16 protein-coding genes and 4 pseudogenes are annotated in these 19,092 nt (G+C 71.4%); 10 read left to right on the forward strand and 10 right to left on the reverse strand.

Annotated features, from left to right (window positions below):
• From ACZ4QV_RS41730 to ACZ4QV_RS41750, 5 genes and pseudogenes are all read left to right on the forward strand, one after another.
• Positions 1 to 391, forward strand: a 391-nt coding sequence (locus ACZ4QV_RS41730; RefSeq protein WP_467764495.1) for an inositol monophosphatase family protein, incomplete at its 5' end; no start/stop codon positions are given.
• A 244-nt stretch (positions 392 to 635) separates the two neighbouring features.
• On the forward strand, positions 636 to 1,238 hold the full coding sequence (locus tag ACZ4QV_RS41735; protein WP_361588833.1) for a GNAT family N-acetyltransferase: 603 nt from the start codon (positions 636 to 638) through the stop codon (positions 1,236 to 1,238).
• Between the two features lie 80 nt (positions 1,239 to 1,318).
• Positions 1,319 to 3,532: a hypothetical protein gene (locus tag ACZ4QV_RS41740; protein ID WP_361619440.1), complete on the forward strand. Its 2,214-nt coding sequence runs from the start codon at positions 1,319 to 1,321 to the stop codon at positions 3,530 to 3,532.
• A 64-nt stretch (positions 3,533 to 3,596) separates the two neighbouring features.
• Complete coding sequence (locus ACZ4QV_RS41745) at positions 3,597 to 4,232, forward strand: class I SAM-dependent methyltransferase (protein WP_361160924.1); 636 nt, start codon at positions 3,597 to 3,599, stop codon at positions 4,230 to 4,232.
• 241 nt (positions 4,233 to 4,473) lie between these two features.
• A pseudogene (locus ACZ4QV_RS41750) lies at positions 4,474 to 5,020 on the forward strand (helix-turn-helix domain-containing protein); the annotation flags it as partial.
• 42 nt (positions 5,021 to 5,062) lie between these two features.
• On the opposite strand, the pseudogene ACZ4QV_RS41755 reads toward ACZ4QV_RS41750, so the two are convergent.
• Together ACZ4QV_RS41755 and ACZ4QV_RS41760 are read right to left on the reverse strand one after the other, a co-directional pair.
• A pseudogene (locus ACZ4QV_RS41755) lies at positions 5,063 to 5,296 on the reverse strand (hypothetical protein); the annotation flags it as partial.
• A 202-nt stretch (positions 5,297 to 5,498) separates the two neighbouring features.
• Positions 5,499 to 6,035 (reverse strand): GtrA family protein, encoded by a 537-nt coding sequence (locus tag ACZ4QV_RS41760; RefSeq protein ID WP_361637954.1) that lies wholly within the window; start codon positions 6,033 to 6,035, stop codon positions 5,499 to 5,501.
• A gap of 106 nt (positions 6,036 to 6,141) precedes the next feature.
• Here ACZ4QV_RS41760 and manB (ACZ4QV_RS41765) point away from each other — a divergent pair, with 106 nt between their 5' ends.
• The 3 genes from manB (ACZ4QV_RS41765) to ACZ4QV_RS41775 all read left to right on the forward strand — a co-directional run bounded on the left by manB (ACZ4QV_RS41765) (position 6,142) and on the right by ACZ4QV_RS41775 (position 9,505).
• Complete coding sequence (gene manB, locus ACZ4QV_RS41765; protein WP_361637956.1) at positions 6,142 to 7,224, forward strand: mannose-1-phosphate guanylyltransferase; 1,083 nt, start codon at positions 6,142 to 6,144, stop codon at positions 7,222 to 7,224.
• Positions 7,225 to 7,406: 182 nt separating this feature from the next.
• The gene (locus ACZ4QV_RS41770) at positions 7,407 to 8,132 is read left to right on the forward strand and encodes a polyprenol monophosphomannose synthase (protein ID WP_361637959.1); all 726 of its coding nucleotides are present in this window, start codon (positions 7,407 to 7,409) and stop codon (positions 8,130 to 8,132) included.
• Positions 8,129 to 9,505: a hypothetical protein gene (locus ACZ4QV_RS41775; protein ID WP_361880532.1), complete on the forward strand. Its 1,377-nt coding sequence runs from the start codon at positions 8,129 to 8,131 to the stop codon at positions 9,503 to 9,505. The genes ACZ4QV_RS41770 and ACZ4QV_RS41775 overlap by 4 nt, the downstream gene beginning before the upstream one ends.
• Before the next feature lie 82 nt (positions 9,506 to 9,587).
• On the opposite strand, the gene ACZ4QV_RS41780 is transcribed toward ACZ4QV_RS41775, so the two are convergent.
• From ACZ4QV_RS41780 to manB (ACZ4QV_RS41790), 3 genes are all read right to left on the reverse strand, one after another.
• Complete coding sequence (locus ACZ4QV_RS41780; protein WP_361880532.1) at positions 9,588 to 10,964, reverse strand: hypothetical protein; 1,377 nt, start codon at positions 10,962 to 10,964, stop codon at positions 9,588 to 9,590.
• A complete protein-coding gene (locus tag ACZ4QV_RS41785; RefSeq protein WP_361637959.1) occupies positions 10,961 to 11,686 on the reverse strand; it encodes a polyprenol monophosphomannose synthase in 726 nt (241 codons plus the stop codon). Before ACZ4QV_RS41785 ends, ACZ4QV_RS41780 begins: the two co-directional genes overlap by 4 nt.
• A gap of 182 nt (positions 11,687 to 11,868) precedes the next feature.
• On the reverse strand, positions 11,869 to 12,951 hold the full coding sequence (gene manB, locus ACZ4QV_RS41790) for a mannose-1-phosphate guanylyltransferase (RefSeq protein ID WP_361637956.1): 1,083 nt from the start codon (positions 12,949 to 12,951) through the stop codon (positions 11,869 to 11,871).
• Positions 12,952 to 13,057: 106 nt separating this feature from the next.
• On the opposite strand from manB (ACZ4QV_RS41790), the gene ACZ4QV_RS41795 reads away from it, so the two are divergent.
• Positions 13,058 to 13,594 carry a GtrA family protein gene (locus ACZ4QV_RS41795; RefSeq protein ID WP_361637954.1) on the forward strand — a complete coding sequence of 179 codons (537 nt, stop codon included), beginning with the start codon at positions 13,058 to 13,060 and terminating at the stop codon, positions 13,592 to 13,594.
• A 202-nt stretch (positions 13,595 to 13,796) separates the two neighbouring features.
• Positions 13,797 to 14,030, forward strand: a pseudogene (locus tag ACZ4QV_RS41800) (hypothetical protein); the annotation flags it as partial.
• Between the two features lie 42 nt (positions 14,031 to 14,072).
• Here ACZ4QV_RS41800 and ACZ4QV_RS41805 read toward each other — a convergent pair.
• From ACZ4QV_RS41805 to ACZ4QV_RS41825, 5 genes and pseudogenes are all read right to left on the reverse strand, one after another.
• Positions 14,073 to 14,619, reverse strand: a pseudogene (locus ACZ4QV_RS41805) (helix-turn-helix domain-containing protein); the annotation flags it as partial.
• Positions 14,620 to 14,860: 241 nt separating this feature from the next.
• Positions 14,861 to 15,496 (reverse strand): class I SAM-dependent methyltransferase, encoded by a 636-nt coding sequence (locus ACZ4QV_RS41810; RefSeq protein ID WP_361160924.1) that lies wholly within the window; start codon positions 15,494 to 15,496, stop codon positions 14,861 to 14,863.
• A gap of 64 nt (positions 15,497 to 15,560) precedes the next feature.
• Positions 15,561 to 17,774, reverse strand: a complete 2,214-nt coding sequence (locus tag ACZ4QV_RS41815; protein WP_361619440.1) for a hypothetical protein — start codon at positions 17,772 to 17,774, stop codon at positions 15,561 to 15,563.
• Between the two features lie 80 nt (positions 17,775 to 17,854).
• Complete coding sequence (locus tag ACZ4QV_RS41820; RefSeq protein ID WP_361588833.1) at positions 17,855 to 18,457, reverse strand: GNAT family N-acetyltransferase; 603 nt, start codon at positions 18,455 to 18,457, stop codon at positions 17,855 to 17,857.
• A 244-nt stretch (positions 18,458 to 18,701) separates the two neighbouring features.
• A partial coding sequence (locus ACZ4QV_RS41825) for an inositol monophosphatase family protein (protein ID WP_467764495.1) occupies positions 18,702 to 19,092 on the reverse strand: 391 nt, incomplete at its 5' end.

Here is a 19,092-nt window from a genome sequence, read left to right on the forward strand (position 1 = left end):
GCCGGCGCCCCTTCATGTGTCCGGTGTGAACCGTCTCGGTGACGCCTACCTGTCCACCACCAACCTGGGCACGTGGCCGCAGTTCCACTCCAGGGCGGCCTACCTGCGGCTGGTCGACGCCTGCTGGGAGGACCGGGCGTACGGCGACTTCCTCCAGCACTGCATGGTGGCCGAGGGCATCGTCGACATCGCCGCCGAGCCTGTCGTCAGCCCGTGGGACGTGGCTGCGGTACGGGTGGTGGTGGAGGAAGCCGGTGGTCGCTGCACCGATCTGGCGGGCGGCGACATCCTCACCGGAGGCGGCGCGTTGTCGGCCAACCCACAACTGCACGGACTGGCTGTCGGGGTTCTCGGCACCGACCACACCGGGCCGTGCACGGACGGGGGCTGAGCCGCTGTCCGAACCGGCCGGTGCTGTGCCCGCATCCAGGCTTCGCACTCGCCCGCACATCGATCAGGACAGGCCGATCAGGATCGACCGGTCGGGGCCGCCCGGCCGTCCGCGACCGACCGTCCCACAACGGCTGACCACCCGACTGCACCCGACCACCCGCCCGTCCGCACCCGATCCCCCGACCACCCGCCCGACCGCCCCCGACCACCCGCCTGCCCGTCCGACTGAACTGGTGACACCCATGACCTCGAACGCCCCCGCCGTCCGCCCCGCCACCCGCGACGACCTCCCCCGCGCGCTGCGCACCCTCCAGCGTGCGTTCGCCGACTACCCCTTCACCCGCCACACCATCGCCGCCGACGACCACCTCGCCCGCCTGCACCGCTTCAACGAGCTGTTCGTCTCCCGTATCGGCCTGGACCACGGCAAGGTGTGGGTGGCCGACGACGGCGACGCGGTGGCCGTCTGGACCACCCCCGAAACCGCCAACGCGGGCAACGTCTTCGCGGAGATCGGCCCGCAGTTCGCGGAGATCGCCGGAGACCGTGCCGACGTCTCCGCGCAGGCCGAGGCCGCCATGGGGCCCCACCGGCCCACCGAACCCGTGTGGTTCCTCGGCTCGGTCGGCGTCGACCCCGGCCGCCAGGGTCAGGGCCTGGGCGGCGCGGTGATCCGGCCCGGCCTGGAAGCCGCCGAACAGGCCGGTGTCCCCGCCTTCCTGGAGACCTCCGACGAACGCAACGTGCGCTTCTACGAGCGCCTCGGCTTCGAGGTGACGGCCGACTACCCGCTCCCCGGCGGCGGCCCGCACACCTGGGCCATGACCCGTAAGCCGGGCGCCTGAGCCAGGGCTGCCCACGACGATGCCGGTCGGTGCCGCGCGGCCCGGCCACCGGAACGCGGAGACGAGAAGGGCTGGAAGACGTGACCATAGGGCTCGCCACGACGCTCGGCGACTATCTGGAGTACGCGTTCGCTCAGCACGGCCGCGGTGTGCGGTACCTGCCCGTGTACGACCCGGCCGGGAAGCATGTGTGGCCCCGCCGGATCGCGGCGCGCCTCGGCTTGGAAACGGTCGAAGTACCTGCCCGGGCCGATGGCGCCGTCCCTCCGGGGGCCGGTGACTGCGCGCGCGACGGGCGGGAGGACCACCTCGTCGTCGCCCTCACCGACGACGCCGGGTTCTGCGCGCCGGCACTGGTGTTCGCGCTGGCCAAGGACGCCCGGCTGGTACGGGCCGACACCGCGAGTCAGGTCGTGAAGGCGGCGCTGGAGCTGCCGCCCGGCGGCTACCTCACGGTCGTCGGCCCGGAACGGGTGCTGGAGTTCGCCCTGCTGAACCGGCTCCGCCGGGAGGCCCCGGAGGTGAACACGGGCGTTCTGTGCGGGCCGACCCCGGCCAAGCTCAGCGAACTGGTGTTCAAGACGCTGGTCTACCCGCACATCCCGGCGGAGCGCGACGAGTTCTTCGCCGGGCTCCTCAAGGGCAAGGAACCGATGACGTCGGGTCGCCTGACGGTCTACCCGACGGACGCCGTCGACGCCGGGCACCTCATGGACGGCACGGTGCTGCGCCGGGTGCTGAGCTTCATCGCCCACGCCAGCGAGGACTACCTGCGGGTCACCCCCGACGACATCCTGTGCGGTCTGACCGACGACCCGGAGGAGCAGGCGGCGGCCCGGCGCGCGCCCGGCCCGCTGCCCGCCTGCATGCAGGGAGACACCTGTGTCTACCCGGACGCGCGACGGCACGACCCCGCCGCCGTCACGGCTCAGGTGGTTTTCGCCAACGCCTGCCTGACCCTGAAGTTCGGCACCCAGCTGATGGGCGAGCACAACCGCTTCACCATCTCCCGCCGGTTCCTCGACGGCTGGACGGGCTGCTTCATCGCCAGCCCGTTGCTCAAGGACGGTATCCCCGGCGAGAACCTGCTCTTCCACGCCCTGATCGAGGACGGTCTGACGGTCGGCGCCGCCGTACGGGCGGTCAACGACAACCTCGAACGGTGGGGCGTGGACGCGCCGGCCGTCATCGTCATCGGCGACCCGGAGGCCGTCTACGGCGACCGCGGTGCGCCGCGGACCGGCCCGGTGCCGTCGGTCGCGTACGAGCGAGATCGTGCCACCGTCCGCTTCGACGGCCTCATGCCGACGTACAGCCGCGTCCGGCTGGACGACCCGGACCTCCTCGCGGCGCACCGCGACGGCACCCTGGACATCCGGCCCGCCACCCCGTTCGGCGGACGCACCCCGTTCTACGCGGCCGCCGCGGAGATCGACGGCGGGCTCGACATGATGGTGCTGGGCGTACAGGACCGGCCGCTGCTCCCGGAGGAGTCGCCCCGCGTCCTCGACGTACGCGCCACGGCGCCGCGGGCCGAACTGGACGGACTCACCCGGGCCTTCGAACGGTACGAGAACCTGGCGTTCCTGGACATCAAGCTCGACAAGGGCCGCGCGGTACTGACCGACATGGTCAACAACCTGCCCACGATGGCCCGCAGAGCGCGCAACACACGCTTCGAACTGACCGAGTGGGAACGGTTCAGCCGGTCCGTCGAGCGTATCCGGGAGAAGTGCACCGCGCTCGACCGCGGCGTCATGGACAAGCTCCTGCAGGCCACCGAGAGCCGCGAGTACCACTTCGTCGAGGCGTACCGCCACACCTACACGGTGCAGCGCACCGAGAGCACCGACGACCCGTGCCGCTACTGCGGCGAGGCCCTCCACCGCTACGTCAGCGGCAACATCCTCCGTCCCCACCTGCGCCGCTACCTGATCAGCTGCGCGATCTGCGGTGCCGTACAGGACACCGAGGACGAGGCGGTGACGCTGACCATCACCGGTGACAACCGGCTGCGCCCCGGGGCCGACACCGAGCTCGGCGTGGAGATCGGCAACAGCGGCGACGAGGAACTGGATCTCCTCCTGGGCGGGCGCATCACCCACGGCAAGCCGCACGGCTTCGGCTTCCGGCTCGACGACGAGTCGGTGCGCGTACCGGCGGGCGGCACGGCCCGCACCCGCCTGACCATCAGCACCGGCCGCCCGCTGGCCCGGCACACCATGCTGCTGCGCTTCTACGCGGTGGGCCTGGGCCGGATCCAGTTCGCCGGCCGTGACCTGTACGTGCGCTGATCCGGTCGTCCCCGGCCGCCGCCCCCTGAACTGACCCGTCGGACCCGACACAGAGGTACGGACAGTGAACACCGAGGTCAACCACCCACGCTTCGCCAGGATGTATCCCAAACTCGCCGCTTGGGCGGAGGAACACGGCGCCCAGGAACACCGCGCCGAGTCGCTCGCCCCCGCCACCGGCCGCGTCCTGGAGATCGGTGCCGGACACGGCCTGAACTTCCCCCACTACCCGGACACCGTCACCGAGGTCGTGGCCCTCGAACCGGAACGGACCTTGCGCGACCTGGCGCGGGAGGCGGCGCCCAAGGCCCGGGTACCGGTGACCGTCTCCGACGGCGTCGCCGAACGCCTGCCCGCCGGGGACGCGTCGTACGACACGGTCGTCTGCTCGCTGGTGCTGTGCTCGGTGCGCGATCTGCCGACCGCGCTCGCCGAGATCCGCCGGGTGCTGCGCCCCGGCGGGCATCTCTGCTTCTACGAGCACATCCGCTCGCGCTCCCGGGGGTTCGCCGCCTACCAGTGCGCGGTGGACCTCTTGTGGCCGCACATCTCGGGCGGGTGCCGGGTGAGCCGCAGAACAGACCGCGCCATTCCGGGAGCCGGCTTCACCATGAAGCACGTACGCCACTTCCGTTTCCCCCCGGGCCGCAACCCGGCCCCGACCGCCCCCTTCATGATCGGCCTTGCGGTGCCGGAGTGACGGTTCGGCGGGGCGTTCTCGGTGGCTGCCGGCAGCGGGGGCACTCCGGGCGCCGGCCGCTGCCCCGTGGCTGCCCTTCCGTCCCTTCCCGCCGGGCACCGCGCGTGGCACCGCGCCCGGCGGAGGCGGCGAGTCGTACGAAATGAGAAAACGCCATGCATACACGAGCCGGGACGGCCGTCGGGGAGAGCCGTCAGCGGTTGCCGGTGCGACGCCTTCGTGTCCCACCGTAAGGTCCCGGCTGACCGTCCACGGCAGCGCTTGCTTGTCGAAGGCATCCAGTCCGGCCGTCCCACCGCGCACGTGGCAGCCGAGACGGGCATCTCACGGGTCGCCGCCCATAAGTGGGTCCGCCGCTGGGGGGGGCGGCGGCGAAGCCGGCCTGCACGACCGTCCCAGCCGCCCGCACACGACACCGCACCCCGGCCCGCACCGAGGGCCAGGTCTGCCGGCTGCGGACCGACCGCAATGGGGCCCGCCCGCATCGGCCCGATCCTGGGCCTGCCCGCCTCGACCGTGCACCGGGTCCTGACCCGCCCCACCGGCTCAACCGCCTGGCCCGGACGGGCCGGCCCACCGGTAACGCCATCCGCCGCTACGAACGTGAGCGCCCCGGGGAACTGATCACGTCGATCGACACCAAGAAACTCGGCCGCAAACCCGCCGACGGCTGGCGCGTCCACGGCCGGGCCGGCAGCCGGCTGACCAAGAACGGCGTCGGCTTCGACTGCATCCACTCCGCCGCCGACGACCACAGCCGCCTGGCCTACAGCGAAGTCCACCCCGATCGTCCCGCTCAGCGGCCCGGCGGGCCGGGACCCGCACAGCGGGGCGCCACTGGCCCCTCTGGGCGCCAAGGCCTCCCGCCCGCGGTCGGCCGGGGCCCGGCGCCGGCGGTTGGCCGACCTCCGCTTCACCCGGAACCGCCGAGCCACCTCCTGATCACCGATGCCCGCCTCGATCCCCTCGGCAGCCTCCAGGCGCACGTGTTCCCGGCGGGCACGCTCCGTAGCGGTCAGCCGATGCCGGATCGCCTGATGGCTCGTGTTGCGCGCATCGACCATCCGGATGCCGGCATGGACGGGGAACGTCACCGTATGGTGATGGGCAAGGGACCGCCGCCTAAAAACACCTGCGACTTACGGATGTGCGTCCGCGTCGTCCTGCCGCCGAATGGGCGGGCCGGAACGGCCTTGCCGCGCCGATGCCCCCTCCGTCAGAGCCTCCGCACGCGGCGAGAGGCGTCCCGCCGACTCCTCGACGGTGTCATCGAACCCGTTCCGCCTGTCCCTCTCGCGGGGCTGGAGCCGGGGCCGGGACCGGGGCGCGCTGAACGGGGATCACCGGCGGTTCCGCAGGTGCGGGGAGCTTGAAGACGACGCTGCGGTACGTCCAGAAACGGAACAGCGTGGCGGTTCCGATGCCCAGGAACTTCCAGAAGTTGTTCTGAATCGGACCATTCAAGTCAAAGGCGTAAGTGGCCACGTAAAGCACGCCGTTCTCGATGACCAGGCCGACCGCACTGAAAGCCGCAAACAGCAGCAACTCCTTTGTGCGGCTTCCCCTTTCGCGGTCCCGGTAGGTGAAGTACCGCAGCCCCACGTAGTTGAACGCGATGGCGACGATCGTGGCGATGACGCTGCAACGGACGACCGCGAGGCCGGTCGCCGCGCGGCAGATATTGAAGGCGCCCAGGTTCACCAGGACGCCCAGCCCACCCACGGTGCCGAACTTCGCGAGCTCGCCGATCAGGCGGTGCAGGCGCCCGCGGGTGCGGTCGTGCGCAGAGCCAGTGGTACTCATAAGGCCTTACTTGGTGTTAGACGGCGGTTTGCCGGTTTTAGAGCTCATAGTGTAAAGATTTACAAAACGGTTGTAATGTTAACCTATTCATGAGGGGGAGCAGCGAGTGACGGAAGCAGTGCTGCTGGTGGGCGGTCGGGGGACACGCCTGCGGCCGCTGACGGTGAACACACCCAAGCCGATGGTTCCGGCGGCCGGGGTGCCGTTCCTGGCTCATCAGCTCGCACGGCTGAAGGCCGCGGGGGTGGAGCACGTGGTGCTCGCGACCTCCTACCTGGCCGAGGTGTTCGAGCCGTACTTCGGCGACGGCGCAGCGCTCGGCCTGCGGCTGACCTACGTCACCGAGCAGGAGCCGCTCGGCACGGGCGGCGCCATCCGGTCCGCCGCCACGGCTCTGGCGTCGGGCCCCGCGGACCCCGTGCTCGTCCTCAACGGCGACATCCTCACCGGACTCGACACGGCGGACCTGGTCCGTCGGCACGAAGCGGCGGGGGCGGCCGTCACTTTGCACCTGACCCGGGTCGAGGACCCGCGCGCCTTCGGGCTCGTACCCACCGACGAGTCCGGCCGGGTGCTCGCCTTCACCGAGAAGCCCACCAGCCCGGAAGAGATCGTCACCGACCAGATCAACGCCGGCTGCTACGTCTTCCGGCGGGACGTCATCGACGCGATCCCCGTCGACCGTCCGGTCTCGGTGGAGCGGGAGACCTTCCCCGGCCTGCTGGCCGACGGGGCACACCTGCTGGGCGTCGTCGACCGTACCTACTGGCTGGACCTGGGCCGGCCCGACTCCTTCGTGCAGGCGTCCGCCGACCTCGTACGCGGTGTGGTCACCTCCCCCGCCGTGCCGGGACCACCCGGCGAGGCCCTGGTGCTGCCGGGAGCCGAGGTCGCCGACGGCGCCAAGCTCGGCGGCGGCACCGTCGTCGGTGCGGGCGCCGTGGTGGCCGCTGACGCCGTGGTCGAAGGATCGATTCTGCTCGACGGCGCGCGGGTCGAGGCCGACGCCTGGGTCGGCCACAGCCTCATCGGCGCGGGCGCCCGGGTCGGCGCGCGCACCGTCCTGGACGGTGCGGTGGTCGGCGACGGCGCCGTGGTGGGCGCCGACAACGAACTGCGCAACGGAGTCCGGGTGTGGTGCGGAACACGCCTGCCCGACGCCTCCGTGCGTTTCTCCGCAGATTGCTGAGCCCGGCCACCGCCCGCTCCGCAGCCCCCTTACACGGAACGACGAAAGCAACCGATCACGTGTCTGCACCATCCGTACCCGCCTCGGCCACCCCTGCCTCAGCGCCGGAGGCTGTGCCGAACCCCGCGCGGCTTCCCGTCGCACTGCCCGACGCCTGGGCGCGTACCGCCCTGACCATCGTCATGCCGACCTACAACGAGGCGGAGAACCTGCCCGGCATGGCCGAGGCGCTGATGGGACTCGGGCTGGCGGGCCTGCGCCTGCTGGTCGTCGACGACAACAGCCCCGACGGCACCGGTCAGGTCGCCGAGCAGCTCGCCGAGCAGTACCCGGGCCGTATCGACGTACTGCACCGGACTGCCAAGGAAGGCCTGGGCCGGGCGTACGCGGCGGGCATGACCCGCGCCGTCGAGGACGGCGCCGACTACGTGCTCCAGATGGACGCCGACGGCAGCCACCCCGTCGAATACGTACCGCAGATGCTGGGCAGCGCGCTGTCGACCGGCTCCGGGCTGGTCGTCGGCAGCCGGTATGTGTGCGGAGGCCGGCTCGCCTCGGAGTGGGGCCTGCACCGGCGGCTGCTCTCCCGCTGGGCGAACCGTTACGTCAGCGCGGTGCTGCACACCGGGCTGCGGGACGCCACCGCCGGGTTCGTCCTGTGGCGGGCCGACACGGTCCGCGCCGCCCGCCTGGACCAGGTCCGCTCCGGTGGCTACAGCTTCCAGGTCGAACTGAAGTACCAGGCCGTCAACGCCGGGTTCACCGCCCTGGAGATACCCATCCACTTCGAGGAGCGCCGCATCGGTGCCTCCAAGATGACGGCCGCCGTGCAGGTCGAGTCCGCCATCATGCCGTGGCGGATCCGGCTCGCCGGGGCACGCACGCCCGGACGCGGAGCTCAGCGATGAGCACCGGTACCGAGCTGGCCGGGCACCAGGCCGAAGACCTGGCACCCGGCCGGAGGCCCCTCCCGCCGCCGACGACCGCTCCGCCGTCCGCAGCCCCGCACCGGCCCTCGCGCCGCCGCGTCGACCGCAGGGTGGCGGGCCTCACCCTGCCCTGCCTGGTGGCCGTGGTCTTCGTCGTCCTGCACATCTTCGCCTTTCCGGCCTCCCTCTTCTCCAACGACTCCTACCGCTACGCCCGCCAGGCGTACGAGTACCTCGGTGACACGCGCCCGGAAGCGCAGCACAAAGCGCTGGTGGCGTACTGCAAGGACGAGGCCAACCGCAGGTACCGCGGTCAGCTCCTGGACGAGATGAAGTTCAAGGAGCCGCGCGACCCGAAGGCCTACGCGCGTTGCATGAAGGGCAGCGTGGCGACGGGCCTCGAGCCCAACGACCCGCGCTACGAGGAGATATTCGAGACCCGCCCGCTCTATCCGCTGCTCGCGGCCCCTTTTGTGGGGCTCATGGGGGCCAAGTCGGGGCTGAGCGCGGTATCTCTGATCTTCACCACCGCCGGCGGCCTGTTCACGCTCGCCGCACTGCGCCGCATCGGTCTCGGACCCAAGCTCGCCGTACTCGGCCAGATCCTCTTCTACGCCACACCCATCGCCACCTGGGGCACGCTGCCGCTGGCGGAAGGCCCGCTGCTGGGCATGCTGGGGGCGATGCTGTTCGGTGCCGTCTCCCTGATCCAGGGGCGGATCCGCACCGGGGCGGCGGTGTACGCGGCCGCGCTGGCGGTGTCGGCCGGCGTGAAGTACTCCAGTGCCCAGATGGCGGCCGCCCTCATGACCTGCGCGGCCGTCGCCATGCTCGTCTTCGTGCGCCGTACCCGGCACCGCGGCACCTGGTGGCTGCTCGGACTCTCGGCCGGCACGGCAGCCGTCATCACGCTGATCAGCAAGGTGTGGCAGCTGCCCGGCACCACGGCGACCCTGCAGGACACGTTCAGCAAGCACTGGACCAAACCCGAAGCGGTCACTCCCTGGCAGGACCTGTTCGAGCTCAACCGCCACTTCTGGTGGCAATGGGCGCAGCACCAGGCCCTCGCACCGATGCTCGTCCTCCCGCTCGGACTGGCCCTGTGGGGACTGTGGCGCCGCTCGGCACCGCTGACCCTGATCGTCACCGGTCTCGGCCTCACCGGCATCGCCACGGTCGTCGCCCACCCCGTCTACTTCCAGTCGGAACGGCTGTACGCGGCGGTGTGGCTGATCGTCGTCGCCGGACTGCCCGTCCTGGTGGACGAGGTCGTCAAACGCGCGGTGTTGCGGCGCTGCGCGAGCCCCGCAGAGGCGCTCGACCGGAACGCCACGGGTGCGCCGCGGCCCTGAGGCCTTCCACCACTTCGCGGGGCGTTCGTGGCGGCCGTACCGGTACGGCCGCCACGAACGCCCCGCGAAGTGGTGGAAGGCCTCAGGGCCGCGGCGCACCCGTGGCGTTCCGGTCGAGCGCCTCTGCGGGGCTCGCGCAGCGCCGCAACACCGCGCGTTTGACGACCTCGTCCACCAGGACGGGCAGTCCGGCGACGACGATCAGCCACACCGCCGCGTACAGCCGTTCCGACTGGAAGTAGACGGGGTGGGCGACGACCGTGGCGATGCCGGTGAGGCCGAGACCGGTGACGATCAGGGTCAGCGGTGCCGAGCGGCGCCACAGTCCCCACAGGGCCAGTCCGAGCGGGAGGACGAGCATCGGTGCGAGGGCCTGGTGCTGCGCCCATTGCCACCAGAAGTGGCGGTTGAGCTCGAACAGGTCCTGCCAGGGAGTGACCGCTTCGGGTTTGGTCCAGTGCTTGCTGAACGTGTCCTGCAGGGTCGCCGTGGTGCCGGGCAGCTGCCACACCTTGCTGATCAGCGTGATGACGGCTGCCGTGCCGGCCGAGAGTCCGAGCAGCCACCAGGTGCCGCGGTGCCGGGTACGGCGCACGAAGACGAGCATGGCGACGGCCGCGCAGGTCATGAGGGCGGCCGCCATCTGGGCACTGGAGTACTTCACGCCGGCCGACACCGCCAGCGCGGCCGCGTACACCGCCGCCCCGGTGCGGATCCGCCCCTGGATCAGGGAGACGGCACCGAACAGCATCGCCCCCAGCATGCCCAGCAGCGGGCCTTCCGCCAGCGGCAGCGTGCCCCAGGTGGCGATGGGTGTGGCGTAGAAGAGGATCTGGCCGAGTACGGCGAGCTTGGGTCCGAGACCGATGCGGCGCAGTGCGGCGAGCGTGAACAGGCCGCCGGCGGTGGTGAAGATCAGAGATACCGCGCTCAGCCCCGACTTGGCCCCCATGAGCCCCACAAAAGGGGCCGCGAGCAGCGGATAGAGCGGGCGGGTCTCGAATATCTCCTCGTAGCGCGGGTCGTTGGGCTCGAGGCCCGTCGCCACGCTGCCCTTCATGCAACGCGCGTAGGCCTTCGGGTCGCGCGGCTCCTTGAACTTCATCTCGTCCAGGAGCTGACCGCGGTACCTGCGGTTGGCCTCGTCCTTGCAGTACGCCACCAGCGCTTTGTGCTGCGCTTCCGGGCGCGTGTCACCGAGGTACTCGTACGCCTGGCGGGCGTAGCGGTAGGAGTCGTTGGAGAAGAGGGAGGCCGGAAAGGCGAAGATGTGCAGGACGACGAAGACCACGGCCACCAGGCAGGGCAGGGTGAGGCCCGCCACCCTGCGGTCGACGCGGCGGCGCGAGGGCCGGTGCGGGGCTGCGGACGGCGGAGCGGTCGTCGGCGGCGGGAGGGGCCTCCGGCCGGGTGCCAGGTCTTCGGCCTGGTGCCCGGCCAGCTCGGTACCGGTGCTCATCGCTGAGCTCCGCGTCCGGGCGTGCGTGCCCCGGCGAGCCGGATCCGCCACGGCATGATGGCGGACTCGACCTGCACGGCGGCCGTCATCTTGGAGGCACCGATGCGGCGCTCCTCGAAGTGGATGGGTATCTCCAGGGCGGTGAACCCGGCGTTGACGGCCTGGTACTTCAGTTCGACCTGGAAGCTGTAGCCACCGGAGCGGACCTGGTCCAGGCGGGCGGCGCGGACCGTGTCGGCCCGCCACAGGACGAACCCGGCGGTGGCGTCCCGCAGCCCGGTGTGCAGCACCGCGCTGACGTAACGGTTCGCCCAGCGGGAGAGCAGCCGCCGGTGCAGGCCCCACTCCGAGGCGAGCCGGCCTCCGCACACATACCGGCTGCCGACGACCAGCCCGGAGCCGGTCGACAGCGCGCTGCCCAGCATCTGCGGTACGTATTCGACGGGGTGGCTGCCGTCGGCGTCCATCTGGAGCACGTAGTCGGCGCCGTCCTCGACGGCGCGGGTCATGCCCGCCGCGTACGCCCGGCCCAGGCCTTCCTTGGCAGTCCGGTGCAGTACGTCGATACGGCCCGGGTACTGCTCGGCGAGCTGCTCGGCGACCTGACCGGTGCCGTCGGGGCTGTTGTCGTCGACGACCAGCAGGCGCAGGCCCGCCAGCCCGAGTCCCATCAGCGCCTCGGCCATGCCGGGCAGGTTCTCCGCCTCGTTGTAGGTCGGCATGACGATGGTCAGGGCGGTACGCGCCCAGGCGTCGGGCAGTGCGACGGGAAGCCGCGCGGGGTTCGGCACAGCCTCCGGCGCTGAGGCAGGGGTGGCCGAGGCGGGTACGGATGGTGCAGACACGTGATCGGTTGCTTTCGTCGTTCCGTGTAAGGGGGCTGCGGAGCGGGCGGTGGCCGGGCTCAGCAATCTGCGGAGAAACGCACGGAGGCGTCGGGCAGGCGTGTTCCGCACCACACCCGGACTCCGTTGCGCAGTTCGTTGTCGGCGCCCACCACGGCGCCGTCGCCGACCACCGCACCGTCCAGGACGGTGCGCGCGCCGACCCGGGCGCCCGCGCCGATGAGGCTGTGGCCGACCCAGGCGTCGGCCTCGACCCGCGCGCCGTCGAGCAGAATCGATCCTTCGACCACGGCGTCAGCGGCCACCACGGCGCCCGCACCGACGACGGTGCCGCCGCCGAGCTTGGCGCCGTCGGCGACCTCGGCTCCCGGCAGCACCAGGGCCTCGCCGGGTGGTCCCGGCACGGCGGGGGAGGTGACCACACCGCGTACGAGGTCGGCGGACGCCTGCACGAAGGAGTCGGGCCGGCCCAGGTCCAGCCAGTAGGTACGGTCGACGACGCCCAGCAGGTGTGCCCCGTCGGCCAGCAGGCCGGGGAAGGTCTCCCGCTCCACCGAGACCGGACGGTCGACGGGGATCGCGTCGATGACGTCCCGCCGGAAGACGTAGCAGCCGGCGTTGATCTGGTCGGTGACGATCTCTTCCGGGCTGGTGGGCTTCTCGGTGAAGGCGAGCACCCGGCCGGACTCGTCGGTGGGTACGAGCCCGAAGGCGCGCGGGTCCTCGACCCGGGTCAGGTGCAAAGTGACGGCCGCCCCCGCCGCTTCGTGCCGACGGACCAGGTCCGCCGTGTCGAGTCCGGTGAGGATGTCGCCGTTGAGGACGAGCACGGGGTCCGCGGGGCCCGACGCCAGAGCCGTGGCGGCGGACCGGATGGCGCCGCCCGTGCCGAGCGGCTCCTGCTCGGTGACGTAGGTCAGCCGCAGGCCGAGCGCTGCGCCGTCGCCGAAGTACGGCTCGAACACCTCGGCCAGGTAGGAGGTCGCGAGCACCACGTGCTCCACCCCCGCGGCCTTCAGCCGTGCGAGCTGATGAGCCAGGAACGGCACCCCGGCCGCCGGAACCATCGGCTTGGGTGTGTTCACCGTCAGCGGCCGCAGGCGTGTCCCCCGACCGCCCACCAGCAGCACTGCTTCCGTCACTCGCTGCTCCCCCTCATGAATAGGTTAACATTACAACCGTTTTGTAAATCTTTACACTATGAGCTCTAAAACCGGCAAACCGCCGTCTAACACCAAGTAAGGCCTTATGAGTACCACTGGCTCTGCGCACGACCGCACCCGCGGGCGCCTGCACCGCCTGATCGGCGAGCTCGCGAAGTTCGGCACCGTGGGTGGGCTGGGCGTCCTGGTGAACCTGGGCGCCTTCAATATCTGCCGCGCGGCGACCGGCCTCGCGGTCGTCCGTTGCAGCGTCATCGCCACGATCGTCGCCATCGCGTTCAACTACGTGGGGCTGCGGTACTTCACCTACCGGGACCGCGAAAGGGGAAGCCGCACAAAGGAGTTGCTGCTGTTTGCGGCTTTCAGTGCGGTCGGCCTGGTCATCGAGAACGGCGTGCTTTACGTGGCCACTTACGCCTTTGACTTGAATGGTCCGATTCAGAACAACTTCTGGAAGTTCCTGGGCATCGGAACCGCCACGCTGTTCCGTTTCTGGACGTACCGCAGCGTCGTCTTCAAGCTCCCCGCACCTGCGGAACCGCCGGTGATCCCCGTTCAGCGCGCCCCGGTCCCGGCCCCGGCTCCAGCCCCGCGAGAGGGACAGGCGGAACGGGTTCGATGACACCGTCGAGGAGTCGGCGGGACGCCTCTCGCCGCGTGCGGAGGCTCTGACGGAGGGGGCATCGGCGCGGCAAGGCCGTTCCGGCCCGCCCATTCGGCGGCAGGACGACGCGGACGCACATCCGTAAGTCGCAGGTGTTTTTAGGCGGCGGTCCCTTGCCCATCACCATACGGTGACGTTCCCCGTCCATGCCGGCATCCGGATGGTCGATGCGCGCAACACGAGCCATCAGGCGATCCGGCATCGGCTGACCGCTACGGAGCGTGCCCGCCGGGAACACGTGCGCCTGGAGGCTGCCGAGGGGATCGAGGCGGGCATCGGTGATCAGGAGGTGGCTCGGCGGTTCCGGGTGAAGCGGAGGTCGGCCAACCGCCGGCGCCGGGCCCCGGCCGACCGCGGGCGGGAGGCCTTGGCGCCCAGAGGGGCCAGTGGCGCCCCGCTGTGCGGGTCCCGGCCCGCCGGGCCGCTGAGCGGGACGATCGGGGTGGACTTCGCTGTAGGCCAGGCGGCTGTGGTCGTCGGCGGCGGAGTGGATGCAGTCGAAGCCGACGCCGTTCTTGGTCAGCCGGCTGCCGGCCCGGCCGTGGACGCGCCAGCCGTCGGCGGGTTTGCGGCCGAGTTTCTTGGTGTCGATCGACGTGATCAGTTCCCCGGGGCGCTCACGTTCGTAGCGGCGGATGGCGTTACCGGTGGGCCGGCCCGTCCGGGCCAGGCGGTTGAGCCGGTGGGGCGGGTCAGGACCCGGTGCACGGTCGAGGCGGGCAGGCCCAGGATCGGGCCGATGCGGGCGGGCCCCATTGCGGTCGGTCCGCAGCCGGCAGACCTGGCCCTCGGTGCGGGCCGGGGTGCGGTGTCGTGTGCGGGCGGCTGGGACGGTCGTGCAGGCCGGCTTCGCCGCCGCCCCCCCCAGCGGCGGACCCACTTATGGGCGGCGACCCGTGAGATGCCCGTCTCGGCTGCCACGTGCGCGGTGGGACGGCCGGACTGGATGCCTTCGACAAGCAAGCGCTGCCGTGGACGGTCAGCCGGGACCTTACGGTGGGACACGAAGGCGTCGCACCGGCAACCGCTGACGGCTCTCCCCGACGGCCGTCCCGGCTCGTGTATGCATGGCGTTTTCTCATTTCGTACGACTCGCCGCCTCCGCCGGGCGCGGTGCCACGCGCGGTGCCCGGCGGGAAGGGACGGAAGGGCAGCCACGGGGCAGCGGCCGGCGCCCGGAGTGCCCCCGCTGCCGGCAGCCACCGAGAACGCCCCGCCGAACCGTCACTCCGGCACCGCAAGGCCGATCATGAAGGGGGCGGTCGGGGCCGGGTTGCGGCCCGGGGGGAAACGGAAGTGGCGTACGTGCTTCATGGTGAAGCCGGCTCCCGGAATGGCGCGGTCTGTTCTGCGGCTCACCCGGCACCCGCCCGAGATGTGCGGCCACAAGAGGTCCACCGCGCACTGGTAGGCGGCGAACCCCCGGGAGCGCGAGCGGATGTGCTCGTAGAAGCAGAGATGCCCGCCGGGGCGCAGCACCCGGCGGATCTCGGCGAGCGCGGTCGGCAGATCGCGCACCGAGCACAGCACCAGCGAGCAGACGACCGTGTCGTACGACGCGTCCCCGGCGGGCAGGCGTTCGGCGACGCCGTCGGAGACGGTCACCGGTACCCGGGCCTTGGGCGCCGCCTCCCGCGCCAGGTCGCGCAAGGTCCGTTCCGGTTCGAGGGCCACGACCTCGGTGACGGTGTCCGGGTAGTGGGGGAAGTTCAGGCCGTGTCCGGCACCGATCTCCAGGACGCGGCCGGTGGCGGGGGCGAGCGACTCGGCGCGGTGTTCCTGGGCGCCGTGTTCCTCCGCCCAAGCGGCGAGTTTGGGATACATCCTGGCGAAGCGTGGGTGGTTGACCTCGGTGTTCACTGTCCGTACCTCTGTGTCGGGTCCGACGGGTCAGTTCAGGGGGCGGCGGCCGGGGACGACCGGATCAGCGCACGTACAGGTCACGGCCGGCGAACTGGATCCGGCCCAGGCCCACCGCGTAGAAGCGCAGCAGCATGGTGTGCCGGGCCAGCGGGCGGCCGGTGCTGATGGTCAGGCGGGTGCGGGCCGTGCCGCCCGCCGGTACGCGCACCGACTCGTCGTCGAGCCGGAAGCCGAAGCCGTGCGGCTTGCCGTGGGTGATGCGCCCGCCCAGGAGGAGATCCAGTTCCTCGTCGCCGCTGTTGCCGATCTCCACGCCGAGCTCGGTGTCGGCCCCGGGGCGCAGCCGGTTGTCACCGGTGATGGTCAGCGTCACCGCCTCGTCCTCGGTGTCCTGTACGGCACCGCAGATCGCGCAGCTGATCAGGTAGCGGCGCAGGTGGGGACGGAGGATGTTGCCGCTGACGTAGCGGTGGAGGGCCTCGCCGCAGTAGCGGCACGGGTCGTCGGTGCTCTCGGTGCGCTGCACCGTGTAGGTGTGGCGGTACGCCTCGACGAAGTGGTACTCGCGGCTCTCGGTGGCCTGCAGGAGCTTGTCCATGACGCCGCGGTCGAGCGCGGTGCACTTCTCCCGGATACGCTCGACGGACCGGCTGAACCGTTCCCACTCGGTCAGTTCGAAGCGTGTGTTGCGCGCTCTGCGGGCCATCGTGGGCAGGTTGTTGACCATGTCGGTCAGTACCGCGCGGCCCTTGTCGAGCTTGATGTCCAGGAACGCCAGGTTCTCGTACCGTTCGAAGGCCCGGGTGAGTCCGTCCAGTTCGGCCCGCGGCGCCGTGGCGCGTACGTCGAGGACGCGGGGCGACTCCTCCGGGAGCAGCGGCCGGTCCTGTACGCCCAGCACCATCATGTCGAGCCCGCCGTCGATCTCCGCGGCGGCCGCGTAGAACGGGGTGCGTCCGCCGAACGGGGTGGCGGGCCGGATGTCCAGGGTGCCGTCGCGGTGCGCCGCGAGGAGGTCCGGGTCGTCCAGCCGGACGCGGCTGTACGTCGGCATGAGGCCGTCGAAGCGGACGGTGGCACGATCTCGCTCGTACGCGACCGACGGCACCGGGCCGGTCCGCGGCGCACCGCGGTCGCCGTAGACGGCCTCCGGGTCGCCGATGACGATGACGGCCGGCGCGTCCACGCCCCACCGTTCGAGGTTGTCGTTGACCGCCCGTACGGCGGCGCCGACCGTCAGACCGTCCTCGATCAGGGCGTGGAAGAGCAGGTTCTCGCCGGGGATACCGTCCTTGAGCAACGGGCTGGCGATGAAGCAGCCCGTCCAGCCGTCGAGGAACCGGCGGGAGATGGTGAAGCGGTTGTGCTCGCCCATCAGCTGGGTGCCGAACTTCAGGGTCAGGCAGGCGTTGGCGAAAACCACCTGAGCCGTGACGGCGGCGGGGTCGTGCCGTCGCGCGTCCGGGTAGACACAGGTGTCTCCCTGCATGCAGGCGGGCAGCGGGCCGGGCGCGCGCCGGGCCGCCGCCTGCTCCTCCGGGTCGTCGGTCAGACCGCACAGGATGTCGTCGGGGGTGACCCGCAGGTAGTCCTCGCTGGCGTGGGCGATGAAGCTCAGCACCCGGCGCAGCACCGTGCCGTCCATGAGGTGCCCGGCGTCGACGGCGTCCGTCGGGTAGACCGTCAGGCGACCCGACGTCATCGGTTCCTTGCCCTTGAGGAGCCCGGCGAAGAACTCGTCGCGCTCCGCCGGGATGTGCGGGTAGACCAGCGTCTTGAACACCAGTTCGCTGAGCTTGGCCGGGGTCGGCCCGCACAGAACGCCCGTGTTCACCTCCGGGGCCTCCCGGCGGAGCCGGTTCAGCAGGGCGAACTCCAGCACCCGTTCCGGGCCGACGACCGTGAGGTAGCCGCCGGGCGGCAGCTCCAGCGCCGCCTTCACGACCTGACTCGCGGTGTCGGCCCGTACCAGCCGGGCGTCCTTGGCCAGCGCGAACACCAGTGCCGGCGCGCAGAACCCGGCGTCGTCGGTGAGGGCGACGACGAGGTGGTCCTCCCGCCCGTCGCGCGCGCAGTCACCGGCCCCCGGAGGGACGGCGCCATCGGCCCGGGCAGGTACTTCGACCGTTTCCAAGCCGAGGCGCGCCGCGATCCGGCGGGGCCACACATGCTTCCCGGCCGGGTCGTACACGGGCAGGTACCGCACACCGCGGCCGTGCTGAGCGAACGCGTACTCCAGATAGTCGCCGAGCGTCGTGGCGAGCCCTATGGTCACGTCTTCCAGCCCTTCTCGTCTCCGCGTTCCGGTGGCCGGGCCGCGCGGCACCGACCGGCATCGTCGTGGGCAGCCCTGGCTCAGGCGCCCGGCTTACGGGTCATGGCCCAGGTGTGCGGGCCGCCGCCGGGGAGCGGGTAGTCGGCCGTCACCTCGAAGCCGAGGCGCTCGTAGAAGCGCACGTTGCGTTCGTCGGAGGTCTCCAGGAAGGCGGGGACACCGGCCTGTTCGGCGGCTTCCAGGCCGGGCCGGATCACCGCGCCGCCCAGGCCCTGACCCTGGCGGCCGGGGTCGACGCCGACCGAGCCGAGGAACCACACGGGTTCGGTGGGCCGGTGGGGCCCCATGGCGGCCTCGGCCTGCGCGGAGACGTCGGCACGGTCTCCGGCGATCTCCGCGAACTGCGGGCCGATCTCCGCGAAGACGTTGCCCGCGTTGGCGGTTTCGGGGGTGGTCCAGACGGCCACCGCGTCGCCGTCGTCGGCCACCCACACCTTGCCGTGGTCCAGGCCGATACGGGAGACGAACAGCTCGTTGAAGCGGTGCAGGCGGGCGAGGTGGTCGTCGGCGGCGATGGTGTGGCGGGTGAAGGGGTAGTCGGCGAACGCACGCTGGAGGGTGCGCAGCGCGCGGGGGAGGTCGTCGCGGGTGGCGGGGCGGACGGCGGGGGCGTTCGAGGTCATGGGTGTCACCAGTTCAGTCGGACGGGCAGGCGGGTGGTCGGGGGCGGTCGGGCGGGTGGTCGGGGGATCGGGTGCGGACGGGCGGGTGGTCGGGTGCAGTCGGGTGGTCAGCCGTTGTGGGACGGTCGGTCGCGGACGGCCGGGCGGCCCCGACCGGTCGATCCTGATCGGCCTGTCCTGATCGATGTGCGGGCGAGTGCGAAGCCTGGATGCGGGCACAGCACCGGCCGGTTCGGACAGCGGCTCAGCCCCCGTCCGTGCACGGCCCGGTGTGGTCGGTGCCGAGAACCCCGACAGCCAGTCCGTGCAGTTGTGGGTTGGCCGACAACGCGCCGCCTCCGGTGAGGATGTCGCCGCCCGCCAGATCGGTGCAGCGACCACCGGCTTCCTCCACCACCACCCGTACCGCAGCCACGTCCCACGGGCTGACGACAGGCTCGGCGGCGATGTCGACGATGCCCTCGGCCACCATGCAGTGCTGGAGGAAGTCGCCGTACGCCCGGTCCTCCCAGCAGGCGTCGACCAGCCGCAGGTAGGCCGCCCTGGAGTGGAACTGCGGCCACGTGCCCAGGTTGGTGGTGGACAGGTAGGCGTCACCGAGACGGTTCACACCGGACACATGAAGGGGCGCCGGC

It is taken from the genome of Streptomyces sp. NPDC026394 (genome assembly GCF_055567735.1).